This window comes from Streptomyces sp. NPDC093065 (genome assembly GCF_044754585.1).
Classification (GTDB): domain Bacteria; phylum Actinomycetota; class Actinomycetes; order Streptomycetales; family Streptomycetaceae; genus Streptomyces.
Genome location: NZ_JBIVPJ010000003.1, coordinates 118,675 through 135,192, shown reverse-complemented (window position 1 = coordinate 135,192; position 16,518 = coordinate 118,675). Strand labels below are relative to the sequence as shown.

Here is a 16,518-nt window from a genome sequence, read left to right as displayed (position 1 = left end):
AGGAGCGACGTGACCACCGCAGAGCCGGAGACCGGTACGCCAGCCTGGCGGCTGCTCCTGTCATACGTACGGCCGCACCGCACGGCCCTGTTCGCGGGCGCCCTGCTCTCCCTGGTCACCGGCGCCACCGGGCTGTTGCTGCCGCTGGTGGCGCGGGAGCTGATCGACGACCTGGCGCACGACCGGGCCATCACCGGGGCGCTGCTGGCCATGTCGGGGCTCGTGGTCGCCAACACGGCGCTCGGCGCGCTGGGTTCGTACGTGCTGCGGCGCACCGCGGAGTCGGTGGTGCTCGGGGCACGGCGGACCCTGTCGTCGTATCTGCTGCGGCTGCGGATCACGGCGGTGGACCGCACCGAGCCCGGTGACCTGATGGCCCGGATCACCTCCGACACGACCCTCCTTCGCGAGGTCACCACCGACTCCCTCATCGGTCTCGGCACCGGCGGGCTCACGCTGGTGGCGACGCTGGTGATGATGGGCGTCGTCGATCCGGTGCTGCTCGGGGTGACGCTGGCGGTGGTCGTGGGGGCGGGCACGGTCCTGGGTCTGATCGTGCCGCGCATCAACCGCGCGAGCCGGCAGGCGCAGGACGCGGTGGGTGTGATGGGCGCCGCGCTGGAGCGCATCCTCGGGGCGCTGCGGACGGTGAAGGCGTCCGGCGCCGAACCGCGTGAGGAGCGGGCGCTGCACGAGGCGGCCGAGGAGTCCTGGCGGCAGAGCGTGCGCGCTGCCAAGTGGTCGGCGGCCGCGGGCAACACGGCCGGGCTCGCGATGCAGATCGCCTTCATCACGGTGCTCGCGGTGGGCGGTGCGCGGGTGGCGACGGGGGCGATCGACGTGGGCACGCTGGTGGCGTTCCTGCTCTTCGTCTTCTATCTGATGTCCCCGATCCAGCAGGTCGTCGGCGCGATCACGCAGTACCAGACGGGGCGGGCGGCTCTCGGCCGGATCCAGGACGCGCTGCGCCTGCCCGCGGAGCCGCCGGCCCGGCCGGTGCCGCTGCCGTCGCCGGGTGCGCGGCCGGCGTCCGTCGCCTTCCACGACGTCCGCTTCCGCTACGCCGACGACCTTCCGTACATCCACCACGGGGTGAGCTTCGAGGTTCCGCCCCGGGGGATGACGGCGTTCGTCGGACCGTCCGGCGCGGGCAAGACCACCGTCTTCTCGCTGATCGAGCGCTTCTACGACCCGGTTTCCGGGGAGATCACGCTGGACGGCCGGAGCCTCGGGGAGTGGGAACTGGCCTCGCTGCGGGCCGCGATCGGTTACGTGGAGCAGGACGCCCCGGTGCTGTCCGGTTCGCTGCGGGACAACCTGCTGCTGGGCAGTCCGGGGGCGGACGACGGCGCGGTCACCACCGTGCTGAAGACGACGCGGCTGGACGGTCTGGTGGAGCGGCTGCCGGACGGGCTGGAGACGCTGGTCGGGCATCGCGGCACCAAGCTGTCGGGTGGCGAGCGCCAGCGGGTGGCCATCGCCCGTGCGCTGCTGCGCCGTCCCCGGCTGCTGCTGCTCGACGAGGCCACCTCGCAGCTCGACGCGGTCAACGAGGCGGCGCTGCGCGACACCGTGGCCGAGGTGGCCCGGACGACCACGGTGCTGGTCGTCGCGCACCGGCTGTCCACGGTGACGACGGCCGACCGGATCGTGGTGATGGACGCGGGGCGCGTGCGGGCGGTCGGCACGCACCGGGAACTGGTGACCGCCGATCCGCTCTACGCGGAGCTGGCGGCCACCCAGTTCCTGGCGGCCGGCGGCTGACGGAAGGCGTCAGCCCAGGGCGGGGACGACGCCGAAGACGGGCGAGACCAGGCCGGTGACCTGCTGGAGCTGCTCCAGGTCGTGCAGCCGGTTCAGCTGCTGGGACGGGAGCGGCATCTGCGCCCGGTCCTCGGCGGGCATGTCGTTGACCGCGAGTGAGTCGAGGGTGTTCGTCACGCTGAGCTTCTCGGTGCCCAGCGGGCCCCCGCCGGCCGCGCTCGCCATCGGGGCGGCGAGACCGGTGACACCGGCGGCGAGCCCGACAACGGCGACGATACGTCGTGTTGAGATCATGTGCTGAGCAACGCGAACGGGCCGGGCCGGACACGGGCTGACGCCCGCGCTCACCCGTGAGGACCAGTGTCCCGGTCGCCGTTGCCGTGGGCGCCCGGACGGAGGAGGCTCGAAGGGAGAGGGCCGCAACGGTCCGTTCCAGCTCCGGGCCGCGGCCTTCGGCATCCGAAGGAGGTCGTCATGAGCACCACGGCAGGCCCCGGCTTCGACACCGAAGCCCTGCGCCGGGGCATCGAAGGAGAGACGGCGGCACCGCTCTTGTCGCTGTACGCGCGTGACGCGGAGGTCCGCGTCGTCGACCGGTACGACCAGCCGAGCCGTCCCAAGGTCCTGCACGGCCGGGACGAGATCGCCGAGATGCTCGACGACGTCTACAGCCGTGACATGACCCACCGGATGACGCGCTGCGTCGTCCAGGGCGACCAGGTCGCGTTCACCGAGGAGTGCGCCTATCCGGACGGTGTGCGGGTCCTGGCCGAGTCGATGCTGTCGCTGCGGGACGGCGAGATCGTCGACCAGACCATGATCCAGGCCTGGGACGAGTAGTCCGGGGGCCGGGGGCCTCCGGGGCGACCGGGTCAGCGGGTGACAGCGCACTCCAGAAGAAGCGCCCGGGCCGCTTCCCCCGACACGGAGCGGCCCGGTCCGCACCGGGCGGCGTCCTCAGGGCGCCGCCCGTCCCCGCCTTCGCTCAGCGGGGCGGCAGCCGGTGCAGCTCGACGTCCCCGAGCCGGCCGTCGGCGACCGTGACGGTCAGGTAGGTGCAGTGGGGCTGACGGCGGCGGTCCGTGGGCGAGCCCGGGTTGAGCAGCCGCAGGCCGGTGGCGGCGGTGGTGTCCCAGGGGATGTGGCTGTGCCCGAAGACGAGGACGTCGAGGTCGGGGAAGCGGGCGGCACAGCGCGCCTCCCGCCCCTGCGCGGCGCCGGTCTCGTGGACGACGCCGAAGCGCAGGCCGCCCAGGTCCGCGTACGCCACTTCGGGCAGCCGGGCGCGCAGTGCGGGTCCGTCGTTGTTGCCGTGCACCCCGACGAGTCTGCGGCTGCGGCTCTCCAGCAGGTCGAGGGTGGCCGTGTCGACCCAGTCCCCCGCGTGCAGGACGACGTCCGCGCGCGGGATGTCCGCCAGCAGCGGCGCCGGCAGTTCCTTCGCACGCTTGGGCAGGTGGGTGTCGGACGTGATCAGCAGGCGCACGTGATCCAGTTTAATCGACAGGCAAAACTGTGCAGTCTCAGCTGGACAGTTTTGCCTGTGGATTTTACGGTGGTGCGCATCCTCGAACCACCGAAAGGGCACCCCCTCATGACCGTCACCGCCCTCGACCCCCGCACCGCCCTCGTCGTGATCGACCTGCAGGCCGGGATCGTCGCCGCGCCGACCGAGCCGCACTCCGGCGCCGAGGTCGTCGCCCGGAGCGCCGAACTGGCCGAGGCCTTCCGGGCCCGCGACCTGCCCGTGGTGCTGGTCCGGGTCTCCTTCGCCGCCGACGGGGCGGATGCCGTTCCCGGCCGCACGGAGGCCCGGGGCGCCGGCGGTCCGCGGCCCGAGGGCTGGGACGTCGTCGTCGGCGAACTGACCGGGCACCCCGGCGACATCACCGTCACCAAGCGGAACTGGGGTGCCTTCCACGGCACCGGCCTCGACGTCCAGCTGCGCCGCCGCGGCGTCACCCAGATCGTGCTGACCGGCATCGCCACCAGCATCGGGGTCGAGTCCACCGCCCGAGCCGCCCACGAGCACGGCTACCACGTGACGCTCGCCACCGACGCGATGAGCGACATGAGCGCCGAGGCGCACCGCGGCAGCGTGGAACGGATCTTCCCGCGCCTGGGCGAGACCGGCACGACGCGGGAGATCCTGGAACTGCTCGCCAAGACCCACGGCTGACGGGCCCGACGCCGCCCCTCAGTCCACGTCGGTGCGCCGCTTGAGCGGCTCCCACCAGGCCCTGTTGTCCCGGTACCAGGCCACGGTCTCGGCGAGCCCGGCCGCGAAGTCGCGCCGGGGACGGTAGCCCAGCTCCTCGCGGGCCTTGCTCCAGTCGACCGAGTAGCGCACGTCGTGGCCCTTGCGGTCCTCGACGTGCACGACGCGGTCCGGACCCGCGCCGCAGGCGTCGAGGAGCCCCCGTACAGCGGGACCCGGCGGCCGTCCAGGAGGTGGGTGACGAACAGCGGCACGAGCTTCTCGGGGAACTGGTGCGGGCCGTAGTTGTTGGAGCACCGGGTCACCCGTACGTCGAGGCCGTGGGTGCGGTGGCAGGAGAGGGCCAGCAGGTCGCCCGACGCCTTCGACGCGGCGTACGGGGAACTCGGCCGCAGCGGATGCTCCTCGGTCGCCGAGCCGGAGGCCACGGAGCCGTAGACCTCGTCGGTGGAGACGTGCACGAAGGGCCCCACACCGTGGCGCAGGGCGGCGTCCAGCAGGTTCTGGGTGCCGACGACGTTGGTGAGGACGAAGTCGGAGGCGGCGTGGATCGAGCGGTCCACGTGGGACTCTCGGCGAAGTGCACCACCTGGTCGGCCTCGGCCGTCAGTTCGTCGACGAGTGCCGCGTCGCGGATGTCACCGTGCACGAACTCCAGCCGGGGGTAGCCGGTTTCGAGGTTGGCGGTGGTCCCGGCGTAGGTGAGGGAGTCCAGGACGGTGATCCGCGGTGCCCCCGCCTCGTCCGGTTCGTCGGCGGCGAGGAGTGTCCGGACGTACCGGGAGCCGATGAATCCGGCGGCGCCGGTGACCAGGATGTTCATGAGCGGTTCAGTGCCTTGCTGCGGTCGGGGCGGGGGTGCGCGGGGCGGGGTGCCCGTGACGCCACCCGTGGGTGCCGTGCCGCCCGCCGCCGGCCCGGAACGCGCACCGCGCCGGCACCAGGGCCGGCGCGCTGGGCGGTGTCACCACCCTCGGGGTTCGGTCAGTCCTCGCCCCGGACGATGTTCGACTCCTGGCCCGCTTGCGGTGCGCGGGTGGCGCTGCCGCCCTCGACGGCCGGCACGCAGGTGCGCATCACGCCCCTGCTCCGCAGTCGGCGGGCCTTCGACCAGCCGGTCTCCAGCCGACGGACAGCGGGTTTGCCGCTGGTGTCCGTGGTCACGGGGCATCATCTTCCTTCTGGTTCTTCCGCTTCTTCCGCCTCTGGTGCGCTCGCCCTGCCGGGTCCCCGGCCCGGACGCCGTGAAACCCCGGGCGCATGTGACCCACGGGACCTACGGGTTGGGCCGGGCGACGCTGATGTCGCCCAGTGCCGACTCCGGGTCGCGCTCCATGGCCAGGTCGCCGAGGGAGACGATGCCGACCGGGTGGCCGTCGTCGACGACCGGGACCCGGCGCACGGCGTGCTCGCGCATCAGCTCGACGGCCCGGCTCAGCTCCTCGTCGGACCGTACGGTCACCGTGGCGTCGCTGCATGCCCCGGCCACGGTGGTCTGCTCCGGGTCACCGCCCTCGGCGAGCGACCGGACCACCAGGTCACGGTCGGTGACCAGGCCGCGCAGCCGGTCGCCCTCCGTGACCAGGACGGCGCCGAGGTCCCGGTCGCGCATGATGCGGGCCACCGCCGTGACGGAGGTCAGCGGCTCGACGGTCACCGGGTCGCCGGTCATGATGTCGCGGACGTACTGGGTCATGGGGTGCTCCTCGGTTCTCCCGACTCGCTCACTCGTGGTGTGACCGCGCGGGTACCCGGCGTCGCGCCGCCCGCACCTCGGCGACCGCGGTACCGGGAGGCTGGGCCCCGGGACACGTTCAGGTGCCGCGCACGGGGATCTCGCTCCACACCTGCTTGCCCCCGCTGACCGGCAGCGTCCCCCAGGTCGCCGACATCGCCTCGACCAGGAGGATGCCGCGTCCGCCCGTGGCCTCCCAGCCGATGCTGGTCGGCTTGACGGGCGTACGGGGCGAGGCGTCGGCGACCGCGACGCGCAGCCGGCCGCTGATCAGGGTGAGGTCGAGCCGTACCTTGCCGTCGGTGTGCACCAGCGCGTTGGTGACCAGCTCGGAGACGATCAGCAGGACGCCGTCGATGTCGTCGTCGGGCACGCCCCAGGCTCGCAGGGTGCGCCGGGCGAAGCGGCGGGCGTGCCGCACGGCCTCGGGCAGCCGCCACACCGACCAGCTCTCGCGCAGCGGGCGCAGTGCCATGCCGTCGTAGCGCACCAGCAGCAGGGCGACGTCGTCGTTGCGGCGGGCGTTGCCGAGCAGGGCGTCGGCGACGAGTCCGAGGTGGGTGGGGTCGGAGACGGCCAGGGCGTGCGCGAAACGGTCCATGCCCTCGTCGATGTCGGCGCCGGGCGACTCCACGAGGCCGTCCGTGGTGAGGGCGATCAGGGTGCCGGGCCGCAGCCGCAGCGGGCTCATCGGGAAGTCGGCCTGCGTGACCACGCCGAGCGGCGGGCCTCCCTCCGCCTCCGCGATCTCGGTGCTGCCGTCCGGATGCCGCAGCACCGGCGGCAGGTGGCCGGCCCGCACGCACCAGGCGGAGCCCTCCTCCATGTCGAGGTCGACGTAGACGCAGGTGGCGAAGAGGTCGGTCTCCATACCGGTGAGCAGGCGGTTGGCGTGGGAGACCACGACGTCCGGGGGGTGGCCCTCGACGGCGTAGGCGCGCAGCGCCGTGCGCATCTGGCCCATCAGGGTGGCCGCGCCGGCGCTGTGGCCCTGGACGTCGCCGATGACGAGGGCGACGTGGTGGTCGGGCAGCGGGATCACGTCGTACCAGTCGCCGCCCAGCTCCAGTCCGGCCGTGCTGGGCAGGTAGCGGGCGACGGCGACCGCGCCGGGCAGCTTCGGAAGCCGGCGCGGCAGCAGCTGGCGCTGGAGCATGCCGACGAGTTCGTGTTCGGCGTCGAAGGCGTGGGCGCGCATCAGGGCCTGCCCGGCGAGGCCCGCGGAGGCGGTGAGCAGGGCGCGTTCGTCGGGGCCGAAGTCGTGCGGGGTGTCCCAGCCGATCAGGCAGGCGCCGGCCATGCGGCCGCCCGCGGGCAGCGGCAGCACCGCCAGGCCGCCGGGACCGACGTCGGCGAGGGCGGGCTCCAGGTCGACGGTGCCGGCGGGCCAGATCCTGGCGCGTCCCTCGCGCAGCGCGGCGGCGAGGGTGGGCATGGCCCGTACCGGCGCGTCCGGCCACTCGGTGCGCCACTCCAGACGCCACAGTTCGGGCCAGGACTCGGGGTCGGGCGGGTCGAGGACGGTGACGACGAGCCGGTCGTTCTCCAGCTCGGCCAGCGCGATGCGGTCGGCCCTGAGCGGTCTGCGCAGGGCGGCGACGACGGCCTGGCTGACGTCGCGGACGGTCCCGGCGGTGGCCAGCGCGGCGGCGAGCCGCTGGACGCGGGCGACGTCGGTCACGTCCGGGCGCAGGGTGGAGGCGTCGGCGACGGTGCCGACCAGGCGGGCCGGCCGGCCGTCGCCGCCGGGCAGCAGGCGCCCGCTGAGCCGGAGCCACTTCGGCGGGCCGGTGGGCTGCAGCACCCGGAACTCCAGCTCGCGCTCGCCGATGGTCATGTGGTCGGACTCGGTCACCGACATCAGGGACGGCAGGTCCTCCGGCACGGTGAGGCCGAGCAGCGTCTCCACCTTGCCGTCGAACTCCTCGGGGGCGAGGCCGAACAGGCGCAGGATGTCGCCGCCGACCTCGGCCCGGCCGGTGTCCATGGCCAGGGTGAAGGCGTCCGGCTGGAGGTCGCCGGACTCGGTGGTACCGACGGCCTCGGCCGGGGTGGGGCAGGTCATGGCCTCGGCGATGAGTCCGAGGCACTCGCGGTCGTCGGCGTCGAACCCGCCCGGACGCTCGGTCAGGACGAGGAGGCAGCCGCCGCCGTCCCCGCGCACCGGCAGGACGGCCAGCGAGAAGCCGCTGGACGGCACGTGCCGCGACTCGGCCGATCCGGCGAACTCCTCGGGCCCGATCCACACCGTCTCGCCGGCGCGGTGGGCGTCGGCGACCGGGGAGCCGCCCTCCGCGGGATAGCTGTCCCGTACGCCGTACAGGGTGCGCGGCACACCGGCCGACTCGATCAGGCAGAGCAGCTCGCGGTCGTCGCCGGGCGTGTAGAGCGCGGCGAAGGAGGCGCCCGCGAAGACCAGCGCCTGCTCGAGGATCGCGCGCAGCCGCTCCCCCGGGTCCGGGCCGGCCGCGACCGCCTTCAGGGCACCCTCGGCACGCAGCGCCCTCGGTCCGCGTTCCGCCGTGCCCTCTTCGACCACGTCGCCATTACAGCGCTTGTGGGACATCCGCGCAGCCCCTGCGGATCGGGTACCGGCGTCCAGGATCACTCCGGGGGCTCGCGGACGGGCGCTGCGCGCCGCCGTCCGGTGGGCCGCACACCGACGGACCGCCGACCGGTTCGTGGCAACCGGTCGGCGGTCCGCTGGACGACGCGCCCTGGCCGTCAGCCCGTCGGCCCCGAGCCGTCCCCGCCGCCGGCACTCGTGCCGTTGCCCGCGTCACCGGCACCGGAGCCGGCACCGGCGTCACCCGCACCACCGCCTGCGTCGTCGGCGCCGCCCCCCTCACCGGAGCCGGAACCCGCGCCCGCGGCGGCGCCCGCTCCTCCGTCGCCGAGGGTGGCGCCGACCGCCTCCAGGGCGGTGGTGACCGGCTGGAAGAAGGTCTCGCCGCCGGCGGTGCAGTCGCCGCTGCCGCCGGAGGTCAGGCCGATCGCGAGGCCGTCCCGTGTGAACAGGGAGCCGCCGCTGTCGCCCGGCTCGGCGCAGACGTCGGTCTGTATGAGGCCGGTGACCGTGCCCTCGGGGTAGTTGACGGTGGCGTCGAGGCCGAGGACCTGACCGTCGGCCAGTCCGGTCGTGCTGCCCATGCGGAAGACCTCCTGGCCGACCGCCGCCTCGGCCGCCCGGCTGATCGGCAGGGTCTGGTCGCCGAGGTTGACCTCGCTCGGTGCCTCGGTCGCCGGGTCGTCGTACCTGACGAGGGCGAAGTCGCCCTCGCCGGGAAAGACCGCCTGGTCGACGGTGGCGATCGGCTGTCCGCCCTGCACGTCGGACCACTGATCGGCCGCCACCCCGCAGTGGCCGGCCGTCAGGAAGGCGGGCGAGCCGTCGCCCGCGGTGACGTTGAAGCCGAGCGAGCAGCGCGCTCCGCCGCCGAAGACGGCGTCGCCGCCCGACACGAAGGTCTTGAAGGTGCCGGCGGACTTCCTGACGGTCGCCATGCCGGAGCCGAGGCCCTCGACGGTGGACTCGAGACGGTCCCACCGCTCGCCGGTGACGGTGCTGTCCGCGGTCACCAGGATCTTGTTGGTGCGCGGGTCGATCGCCCACGACGTGCCGGAAATGCTCGCCCGGGACTTCAGGGTCTGGGCGCCGCTGCGCAGTTCGCCCATGCTGTTGTCGACCTCGCGGACCTCCGCGCCCGCCTTCTTCGCCTCCACGACGACCCGGTCGTCGTCGCCGGGGACGACGTTGACGACGAGCCGCTGGGCGCCGGAGTCGTAGTAGGAGCCGGCGAAGGTGTCACCGAGCAGTCCGGCGAGCCGTGAGGCGAGATCCGAGGCGTCCGCGGCCTTGAGGGTCCTGGGCGCCGCGGCGTCGTCCGAGGAGCCGCCGTCCTGCGAGGCGTTGGCGTTCGGCAGCAGGATCGCGGCCGCGCCGAGCGCGACCACGCCGCCCGCCGCCATCGCGGCCTTGCGCTTGGGGATTCGCTTGTGACTCAACCTACTCGACCTCCTGGGACCGGGGTTGGTGCCCGCCGGTCCGGCAGCTGTTGGGGGCGCCTGGACGGCTGTTGGTACGCACGGGCCGGGCGGGGTGTTCAGACGGGCCGCCGGGCCGCGACCGGACCCACGCCGTTTCACGCCTCTCGGGGCACCCCGATCGGGCACTCTGCGCGCCCGTCCGGCGACACACGGTTGCGATCACGGAGCGGAATGACCGCTTCAGCGAATCTGCACATCGAATGCCCAACCCGGTCACTCCCGTTGGCGCATCTGCACAAGCCCGCGGCGGTCCGTACGCCTTTGGGGCCGGAGTGTCCCAATCTCCTCCCGGTGGGCAAGGGATCGCACGGGCCGATGTCGCCCGCCGTGTGAAGAAGTCGCCGCGAAGGCGTGCGCGCACCTGCACGCTTGGGTGCCCGGAGGTCGCAAGTGCGCTGGTGGGAGGGGTGATTGATTGGAAGCCCGGACCGGCCGCGTGCTTTGATCCATCGCACCGCGGGGGCCGCGGAGGGCTCTGGAAACGGGCGCCCGGTGCCCGCGGTCGCGGCCGTCATCTGTCCCCAGAGGGGGCCGCTCCCCCCTTGTGAAAATGGCTATACGAAGGGAAGTTCCATCATGAACTCCACCCCCCAGGTTGAGACCGCCGAGATCTCCGACGCCGACCTCGACAACGTCTCCGGCGGTCTGAACGTCAACGCCGTCGGCACCGTCACCGGCCTGGTGGACGGCATCGCCCCGGTCTCCGGCCTGGTCAACACGGTCGTCGGCACGGTCGAGGGTGCCACCGGTCTGAACACGGCCCCCGTCACGGGCCTGGTCGCCGGTCTCTGATCGCGCCCCTGCGTCGCTGAGTCCCGGAGCCCTCCAGGCTCCGGGACTTTTCGGCCGTTCTCATTCGGCCGTCCTCATCGAGCCCTGGATACGTCAGCCGTGCAGTTCCGCCAACAGGCCCTCTCCAAACTCCAGTCACCGGAAGAGCTCGATCTCCCGGTGCGTTTCGCCCGTCCCCAGGGCTGGCTGGTGCTGTCCGTGACCGTGGTCGCGATGGCCGCCGCGTCCGTGTGGGCGGTGGGCGGCTCGGTGACCTCCACGGTCTCCGCGCCCGCCGTACTCACCCACGGGCAGGGCAGTTACCTCCTGCAGAGCCCCGTCTCGGGGCAGGTCACGGCGGTCCTGGCGCGTCCGGGGCAGCGACTGGCGGCCGACGCCCCGGTGCTGAAGGTCCGCACCGGCGAGGGCGAGACCGTGGTGCGCACGGTCGACGCCGGCCGGGTCAGCGCGCTCGCGGCCACCGTCGGGCAGATCATCGGCACCGGCGCGAACGTCGCCTCGGTGGAGAAGGTCGCGCACGCCGACGACCCCCTCTACGCCACCGTCTACGTCCCCGCCGAGAACGCCGCCGCCATCCCCGCGCACGCCTCCGTCGATCTGACCGTGCAGTCGGTGCCGACCCAGCAGTACGGCGTCCTGCACGGCGAGGTGAAGTCGGTGGACCGCTCGGCTCAGTCGGCGCAGACGATCGGCGCGTTCCTCGGCGACAGCGCGCTCGGCGAGCAGTTCACCGAGGACGGCAGGCCGGTGGCCGTGACGGTGCGGCTGGCGACCTCCAGGTCCACGAAGAGCGGCTACGAGTGGTCCTCGGCCGACGGACCGCCGTTCGCACTGACCTCCATGACCCTGGCCTCGGGCTCGATCCGGCTGGCCGACCAGCGTCCCGTCGATTGGCTGCTGCCGTGAGCACCGCACAGGAGACCCGCGGCAGACGCCGCGCCGCGCCGCCGAGGCGCAACGTCCCGAAGAGCCGCGCGAAGAGCGTCCGCACGCCCACCGTGCTCCAGATGGAGGCCGTGGAGTGCGGCGCCGCCTCCCTCGCCATGGTGCTGGGGCACTACGGCCGCCATGTCCCGCTGGAGGAACTGCGGATCGCCTGCGGTGTCTCCCGCGACGGGTCGCGCGCCAGCAATCTGCTGAAGGCGGCACGCGGTTACGGGTTCACCGCCAAGGGCATGCAGATGGACCTGGCCGCCCTCGCCGAGGTGACGGCACCGGCCATCCTCTTCTGGGAGTTCAACCACTACGTCGTCTACGACGGCATGGGCCGCCGGTTCGGGCGGCGCGGGGTGTTCGTCAACGACCCCGGCAAGGGCCGCCGTTTCGTGTCCCTGGAGGACTTCGACGGCTCGTTCACCGGTGTGGTGCTGACCATGGAGCCCGGCGACGGCTTCACCCGCGGCGGACGCAAGCCCGGTGTGCTCGGCGCGATGCCCGCCCGGCTGCGCGGCACCGCCGGCACGCTGCCCGCCGCCGTGCTGGCGAGCCTGCTCCTGGTGGCGGTCGGCGCGGCGGTGCCCGCGCTCAGCCGCACCTACATCGACATGTTCCTGATCGGGGGGCAGACCTCGCTGCTCGGCGTGCTGTTCGCATCGATGGGTGCCTGTGTGCTGCTCACGGTGGTGCTGACCTGGCTCCAGCAGGCCAACCTGCTGCACGGCCGCATCATCTCCTCGACCCTCTCCAGCGCCCGCTTCCTGCGGCACCTGCTGCGGCTGCCGGTGACCTTCTTCTCCCAGCGCAGCCCGGCCGACCTGGTGCAGCGGCTGCAGTCCAACGACGCCGTCGCCGAGACGCTGGCCCGCGACCTCGCCGCGGCGGGCGTGGACGCGATCGTGGTCGTCCTGTACGCCGTGCTGCTGTACACGTACGACCCGCAGCTCACCTTCGTCGGCATCGGCGTGGCGCTGCTCAACATCCTCGCGATGCGGGTGGTGATCCGGTTGCGCGCCACCCGTACGGCCAAGCTGCGGGCGGACACGGCCCAGCTGACCAACACCGCGTACACCGGCCTCCAGCTGATCGAGACGATGAAGGCGACCGGCGGCGAGGACGGCTACTTCCGCAAGTGGGCCGGCCAGCACGCCACCACCCTGGAGGAGCAGCAGCGGCTCGGGGTGCCCAGTGCCTGGCTGGGCGTGGTGGCGCCGACGCTGGCGACGCTGAACAGCGCGCTGATCCTGTGGATCGGCGGCATGCGCGCGGTCGAGGGCCACATCTCGGTGGGTCTGCTGGTCGCCTTCCAGGCGCTGGTGGTCCGCTTCACCGCACCGCTGACCCGGCTGAACGGCGTCGCGGGCCGCATCCAGGACTTCGCCGCCGACGTGGCCCGGCTGAAGGACGTGGAGAACTTCCGGGCGGACCCGCTCTACGACCGCCCCGGCGGCACCGAGTCGACTCGCCGGCTGCACGGCCACGTCGAGCTGCAGAACGTCTCCTTCGGCTACAACCCGCTCGACAAGCCGCTGCTCACCGGTTTCGACCTGACGGTCGGTCCCGGGCAGCAGGTGGCGCTGGTGGGCGGTTCGGGCAGCGGCAAGTCGACGGTGTCGCGGCTGATCTCGGGTCTGTACGCGCCGTGGGACGGGGTGATCCGCGTCGACGGGCAGCGGCTCGACGACATCCCGCGCGGGGCGCTGGCGTCCTCCGTCTCCTTCGTCGACCAGGACGTGTTCCTGTTCGAGGGGTCGGTGCGCGACAACGTGGCGCTGTGGGACCCGTCGATCCCGGACGACGCCGTGGTGGAGGCGCTGAAGGACGCCGCGCTGTACGACGTGGTGACGCGCAGGCCGGGCGGCATCCACAGTCCGGTCGAGCAGGACGGCCGCAACTTCTCCGGCGGGCAGCGCCAGCGCCTGGAGATCGCGCGGGCGCTGGTGCGCCGGCCGAGCATCATGGTCCTGGACGAGGTGACCAGCGCGCTGGACGCGGAGACCGAGCTGGTGGTCATGGACAACCTGCGCCGGCGCGGCTGCGCGTGCGTGGTGATCGCGCACCGGCTGAGCACCGTGCGGGACAGCGACGAGATCGTCGTCCTGGAGCACGGCACGGTGGTGGAGCGCGGGCGGCACGCGGAACTGGTGGCGCACGGTGGCGCGTACGCGGCGCTGGTCGGGGAGCGGTGAGATGACGACCGTGCAGGAAGGCCACGGCGACCTCGTCCTCGGGGCGCTCGGCTCGCTGGGCACCCGCGTCGACTGCGCCGGGTTCAACCGTCTGGACCTGGAGGGGCCGCAGGTGCTGTGGCTGGTGGCGGCCGGCGCGGTGGACCTCTTCGCGGTCGACGCCGGGGAGCAGGGTCACTGGCACCACCTGGGGCGGCTGGAGGCGGGCTCGGTGCTGCTCGGGCCGGTCGCCGGGCCGCAGCACACGCTGGTGGCGCGTCCGCTGCGGGACTGCGTGGTGCACCGCATCGCGCTGCGCGAGCTGTACCAGCCGGCGAGCACCCAGACGTGGTCGTACGACGCCTACGGCAACCCGCAGTACGTGCCGCCGACGACGAGCCCGCTGGAGTACGCCCTCGCCCTCGGCGTGGGCCGGGGCCTCACCGTCCTCTTCCAGGCGCCGATGGCCGGCGAGCGGGCCGACGCACCCACCGACGACGACGTGTTCTGGATGCAGGTGCCGCCCGGCAGCGTGCAGTACGGGGCGGTGTACGGCGAGGAGGCGGCCGCCGACCTGCTGATGGACCCGGCGCTGTGGCAGAGCATGGTCGACCAGCAGTACCGGCTGCTGACCACCCTGGACCGCTGGATCGAGCAGCTGGAGCGCACCCACGAGACCCGTACCGCGGCCGGCATCAAGGCCGGTGAGGCGGTGCGCGCGCAGGCCGACCGGACGCTGCTGGCCTCCATCGGCAAGCGATCGGGCCGGCGCACCACGGCCGCGGACGCCGACGCCACGTACGCGGCCTGCGAGCTGGTCGCCCGCGCCGCCGGGATCCCGCTGGCCGAGCCGGCCCGCGGCGGCACCGAGAGCGACCGGCTCGACCCCGTGGAGCGCATCGCCCTCGCCTCCCGCGTGCGCACCAGGCCGGTGCGGCTGGAGGGCCGCTGGTGGCACGACGACGTCGGCCCGCTGGTCGGGCAGCGCACCCTGTCGGGGGCGCCGGTGGCGCTGCTGTGGCGGCGCGGCGGTTATGTGGCCGTGCATCCGGCGACCGGACGTGAGACGCCGGTGGAGAAGGCGAACGCCGGGGAGTTCGAGCCGCGGGCGGTGATGTTCTACCGGCCGCTGCCCGAACGCCGGCTCGGTCCGCTCCGGCTGCTGCGCTTCTGCCTGGCGGGCACCCGCCGCGACCTGACCGGCCTGCTGCTGGCCGGGCTGGTGACGGTCGGTCTTGGCGCGCTGGTGCCGGTCGCGACGGGCAAGGTGCTCGGCGAGTTCGTGCCGAAGGCGCAGACCGGGCTGATCGTGCAGGTGTGCCTGGCGGTGATGCTGAGCAGTGTCGTCGCGGCGGCCTTCATGCTGCTGCAGAACCTGACCATCCTGCGCCTGGAGGGCCGGATCGAGGCGACATTGCAGCCCGCCGTGTGGGACCGGCTGCTGCGGCTGCCGACGAAGTTCTTCACCATGCGCTCCACCGGTGAGCTGGCGAGCGCGGCCATGGGCATCAGCGCGATCCGCAGACTCCTGGCGGGGGTCGGTCCGACGGTGGCCCAGTCGGTGACGGTGGGGGCGGTGAACCTGGTCCTGCTGCTCTGGTTCAGCGTGCCGATGGCGCTGGCGGCGATCGGCATGCTGGTGGTCGTCGCCTCGGTGTTCCTGGGACTCGGACTGTGGCAGGTGCGCTGGCAGCGGCGGCTGGTCAAGCTCACCAACAAGCTGAACAACCAGGCGTTCCAGACGCTGCGCGGGCTGCCCAAGCTGCGGGTGGCGGCGGCCGAGAACTACGCCTACGCGGCGTGGGCGGAGCGGTTCGCGCACAGCCGTGAGCTGCAGCGGCGCGCGGGGCGGATCAAGAACCTGAACGCGGTCCTCGGCGCGGTGTACCTGCCGCTGTGCACACTGCTGATGTTCATGCTCCTGGCCGGTCCGGCGCGGGGTTCGATGTCGGCCGCGGAGTTCCTGACCTTCAACGCCTCGGTGACGATGCTGCTGACCTCGGTCACCCAGCTGACCGGGGCGTTCGTGTCGGGGGTGGCGGCGCTGCCGCTGTTCGAGGAGATCCGGCCGGTCCTGGACGCCACACCCGAGGTGCGGGCGGCGAGCACCCGGCCGGGGCCGCTGTCGGGGGCGATCGAGGCGCGCCGGCTGTCGTTCCGCTACACCGACGACGGGCCGCTGGTCCTGGACGACGTGTCGTTCGCGGTGCGTCCGGGCGAGTTCGTGGCGGTCGTCGGCCCCAGCGGCTGCGGCAAGTCGACCCTGCTGCGGCTGCTGATCGGCTTCGACCGGCCGCTGTCCGGCAGTGTCCTGTACGACGGTCAGGACCTGGCCGCGCTCGACCAGTCGGCGGTGCGCAGGCAGTGCGGGGTGGTGCTCCAGCACGCGCAGCCGTTCACCGGCTCGATCCTGGACGTCATCTGCGGCACCGAGCCGTACACGCCGGAGGAGGCGATGGCGGCGGCCGAGATGGCGGGCCTCGCGGAGGACATCAGGCGCATGCCGATGGGCCTGCACACCATCGTGTCGGGCAGCGGCGCGGTCTCCGGGGGCCAGCGGCAGCGGCTGATGATCGCGCAGGCGCTGATCCGCCGGCCGCGTGTCCTCTTCTTCGACGAGGCCACCAGCGCCCTGGACAACGAGACCCAGCGCACGGTGATCGAGTCCACCAAGGCGCTCGACGCCACCCGCGTCGTGATCGCGCACCGGCTGTCCACGGTGCTGGACGCCGACCGTGTGATCGTGATGGAGGACGGCAGGGTCGCCCAGCAGGGCCCGCCGGCCGAGCTGCTCGCCGACACGGGTGGCCGGCTGCACGAGCTGGTGCGGCGGCAGCTGGCCTGAGCGGCGCACGAAT

13 protein-coding genes and 1 pseudogene are annotated in these 16,518 nt (G+C 73.2%); 7 read left to right on the top strand and 7 right to left on the bottom strand.

Translation table 11 applies throughout. From position 1 onward, the window contains the following. The first annotated feature begins 9 nt into the window (after positions 1-9). A complete protein-coding gene (locus tag ACIQFU_RS06495) occupies positions 10-1,764 on the top strand; it encodes an ABC transporter ATP-binding protein (protein WP_402549451.1) in 1,755 nt (584 codons plus the stop codon). A gap of 9 nt (positions 1,765-1,773) precedes the next feature. Here ACIQFU_RS06495 and ACIQFU_RS06490 read toward each other — a convergent pair whose 3' ends face one another. Beyond that, positions 1,774-2,058: a hypothetical protein gene (locus ACIQFU_RS06490; RefSeq protein WP_402549449.1), complete on the bottom strand. Its 285-nt coding sequence runs from the start codon at positions 2,056-2,058 to the stop codon at positions 1,774-1,776. 180 nt (positions 2,059-2,238) lie between these two features. Here ACIQFU_RS06490 and ACIQFU_RS06485 point away from each other — a divergent pair, with 180 nt between their 5' ends. Beyond that, a complete protein-coding gene (locus tag ACIQFU_RS06485; RefSeq protein WP_402549448.1) occupies positions 2,239-2,604 on the top strand; it encodes a nuclear transport factor 2 family protein in 366 nt (121 codons plus the stop codon). Between the two features lie 145 nt (positions 2,605-2,749). Here the strand turns inward: ACIQFU_RS06485 and ACIQFU_RS06480 are convergent, their stop codons facing one another. Further along, positions 2,750-3,250, bottom strand: a complete 501-nt coding sequence (locus ACIQFU_RS06480) for a metallophosphoesterase family protein (protein ID WP_402549447.1) — start codon at positions 3,248-3,250, stop codon at positions 2,750-2,752. Positions 3,251-3,358: 108 nt separating this feature from the next. Between ACIQFU_RS06480 and ACIQFU_RS06475 the strand changes: the two genes are divergently transcribed. Beyond that, on the top strand, positions 3,359-3,943 hold the full coding sequence (locus ACIQFU_RS06475; RefSeq protein WP_402549446.1) for a hydrolase: 585 nt from the start codon (positions 3,359-3,361) through the stop codon (positions 3,941-3,943). An 18-nt stretch (positions 3,944-3,961) separates the two neighbouring features. On the opposite strand, the pseudogene ACIQFU_RS06470 reads toward ACIQFU_RS06475, so the two are convergent. The 5 genes and pseudogenes from ACIQFU_RS06470 to ACIQFU_RS06450 form a co-directional block, all read right to left on the bottom strand. Then, a pseudogene (locus ACIQFU_RS06470) lies at positions 3,962-4,805 on the bottom strand (dTDP-glucose 4,6-dehydratase). A gap of 161 nt (positions 4,806-4,966) precedes the next feature. Continuing rightward, positions 4,967-5,146, bottom strand: coding sequence for a hypothetical protein (locus ACIQFU_RS06465; protein WP_402549445.1), 180 nt, complete (start codon positions 5,144-5,146; stop codon positions 4,967-4,969). A gap of 112 nt (positions 5,147-5,258) precedes the next feature. Continuing rightward, entirely contained in the window at positions 5,259-5,678 is a 420-nt protein-coding gene (locus ACIQFU_RS06460; RefSeq protein ID WP_402549443.1) for a CBS domain-containing protein, read from the bottom strand. Between the two features lie 118 nt (positions 5,679-5,796). After that, positions 5,797-8,283: a SpoIIE family protein phosphatase gene (locus ACIQFU_RS06455; protein ID WP_402549442.1), complete on the bottom strand. Its 2,487-nt coding sequence runs from the start codon at positions 8,281-8,283 to the stop codon at positions 5,797-5,799. Positions 8,284-8,441: 158 nt separating this feature from the next. Next, complete coding sequence (locus ACIQFU_RS06450; RefSeq protein WP_402549440.1) at positions 8,442-9,722, bottom strand: S1 family peptidase; 1,281 nt, start codon at positions 9,720-9,722, stop codon at positions 8,442-8,444. A 618-nt stretch (positions 9,723-10,340) separates the two neighbouring features. Here ACIQFU_RS06450 and ACIQFU_RS06445 point away from each other — a divergent pair. From ACIQFU_RS06445 to ACIQFU_RS06430, 4 genes are all read left to right on the top strand, one after another. Continuing rightward, positions 10,341-10,556, top strand: a complete 216-nt coding sequence (locus tag ACIQFU_RS06445; protein WP_402549439.1) for a type A2 lantipeptide — start codon at positions 10,341-10,343, stop codon at positions 10,554-10,556. Positions 10,557-10,655: 99 nt separating this feature from the next. Next, positions 10,656-11,462: an HlyD family efflux transporter periplasmic adaptor subunit gene (locus ACIQFU_RS06440; RefSeq protein ID WP_402549437.1), complete on the top strand. Its 807-nt coding sequence runs from the start codon at positions 10,656-10,658 to the stop codon at positions 11,460-11,462. Further along, a complete protein-coding gene (locus ACIQFU_RS06435; RefSeq protein WP_402549436.1) occupies positions 11,459-13,681 on the top strand; it encodes an NHLP family bacteriocin export ABC transporter peptidase/permease/ATPase subunit in 2,223 nt (740 codons plus the stop codon). The genes ACIQFU_RS06440 and ACIQFU_RS06435 overlap by 4 nt, the downstream gene beginning before the upstream one ends. Before the next feature lies 1 nt (position 13,682). Next, on the top strand, positions 13,683-16,505 hold the full coding sequence (locus ACIQFU_RS06430) for an NHLP bacteriocin export ABC transporter permease/ATPase subunit (RefSeq protein WP_402549434.1): 2,823 nt from the start codon (positions 13,683-13,685) through the stop codon (positions 16,503-16,505). Positions 16,506-16,518: the final 13 nt, after the last annotated feature.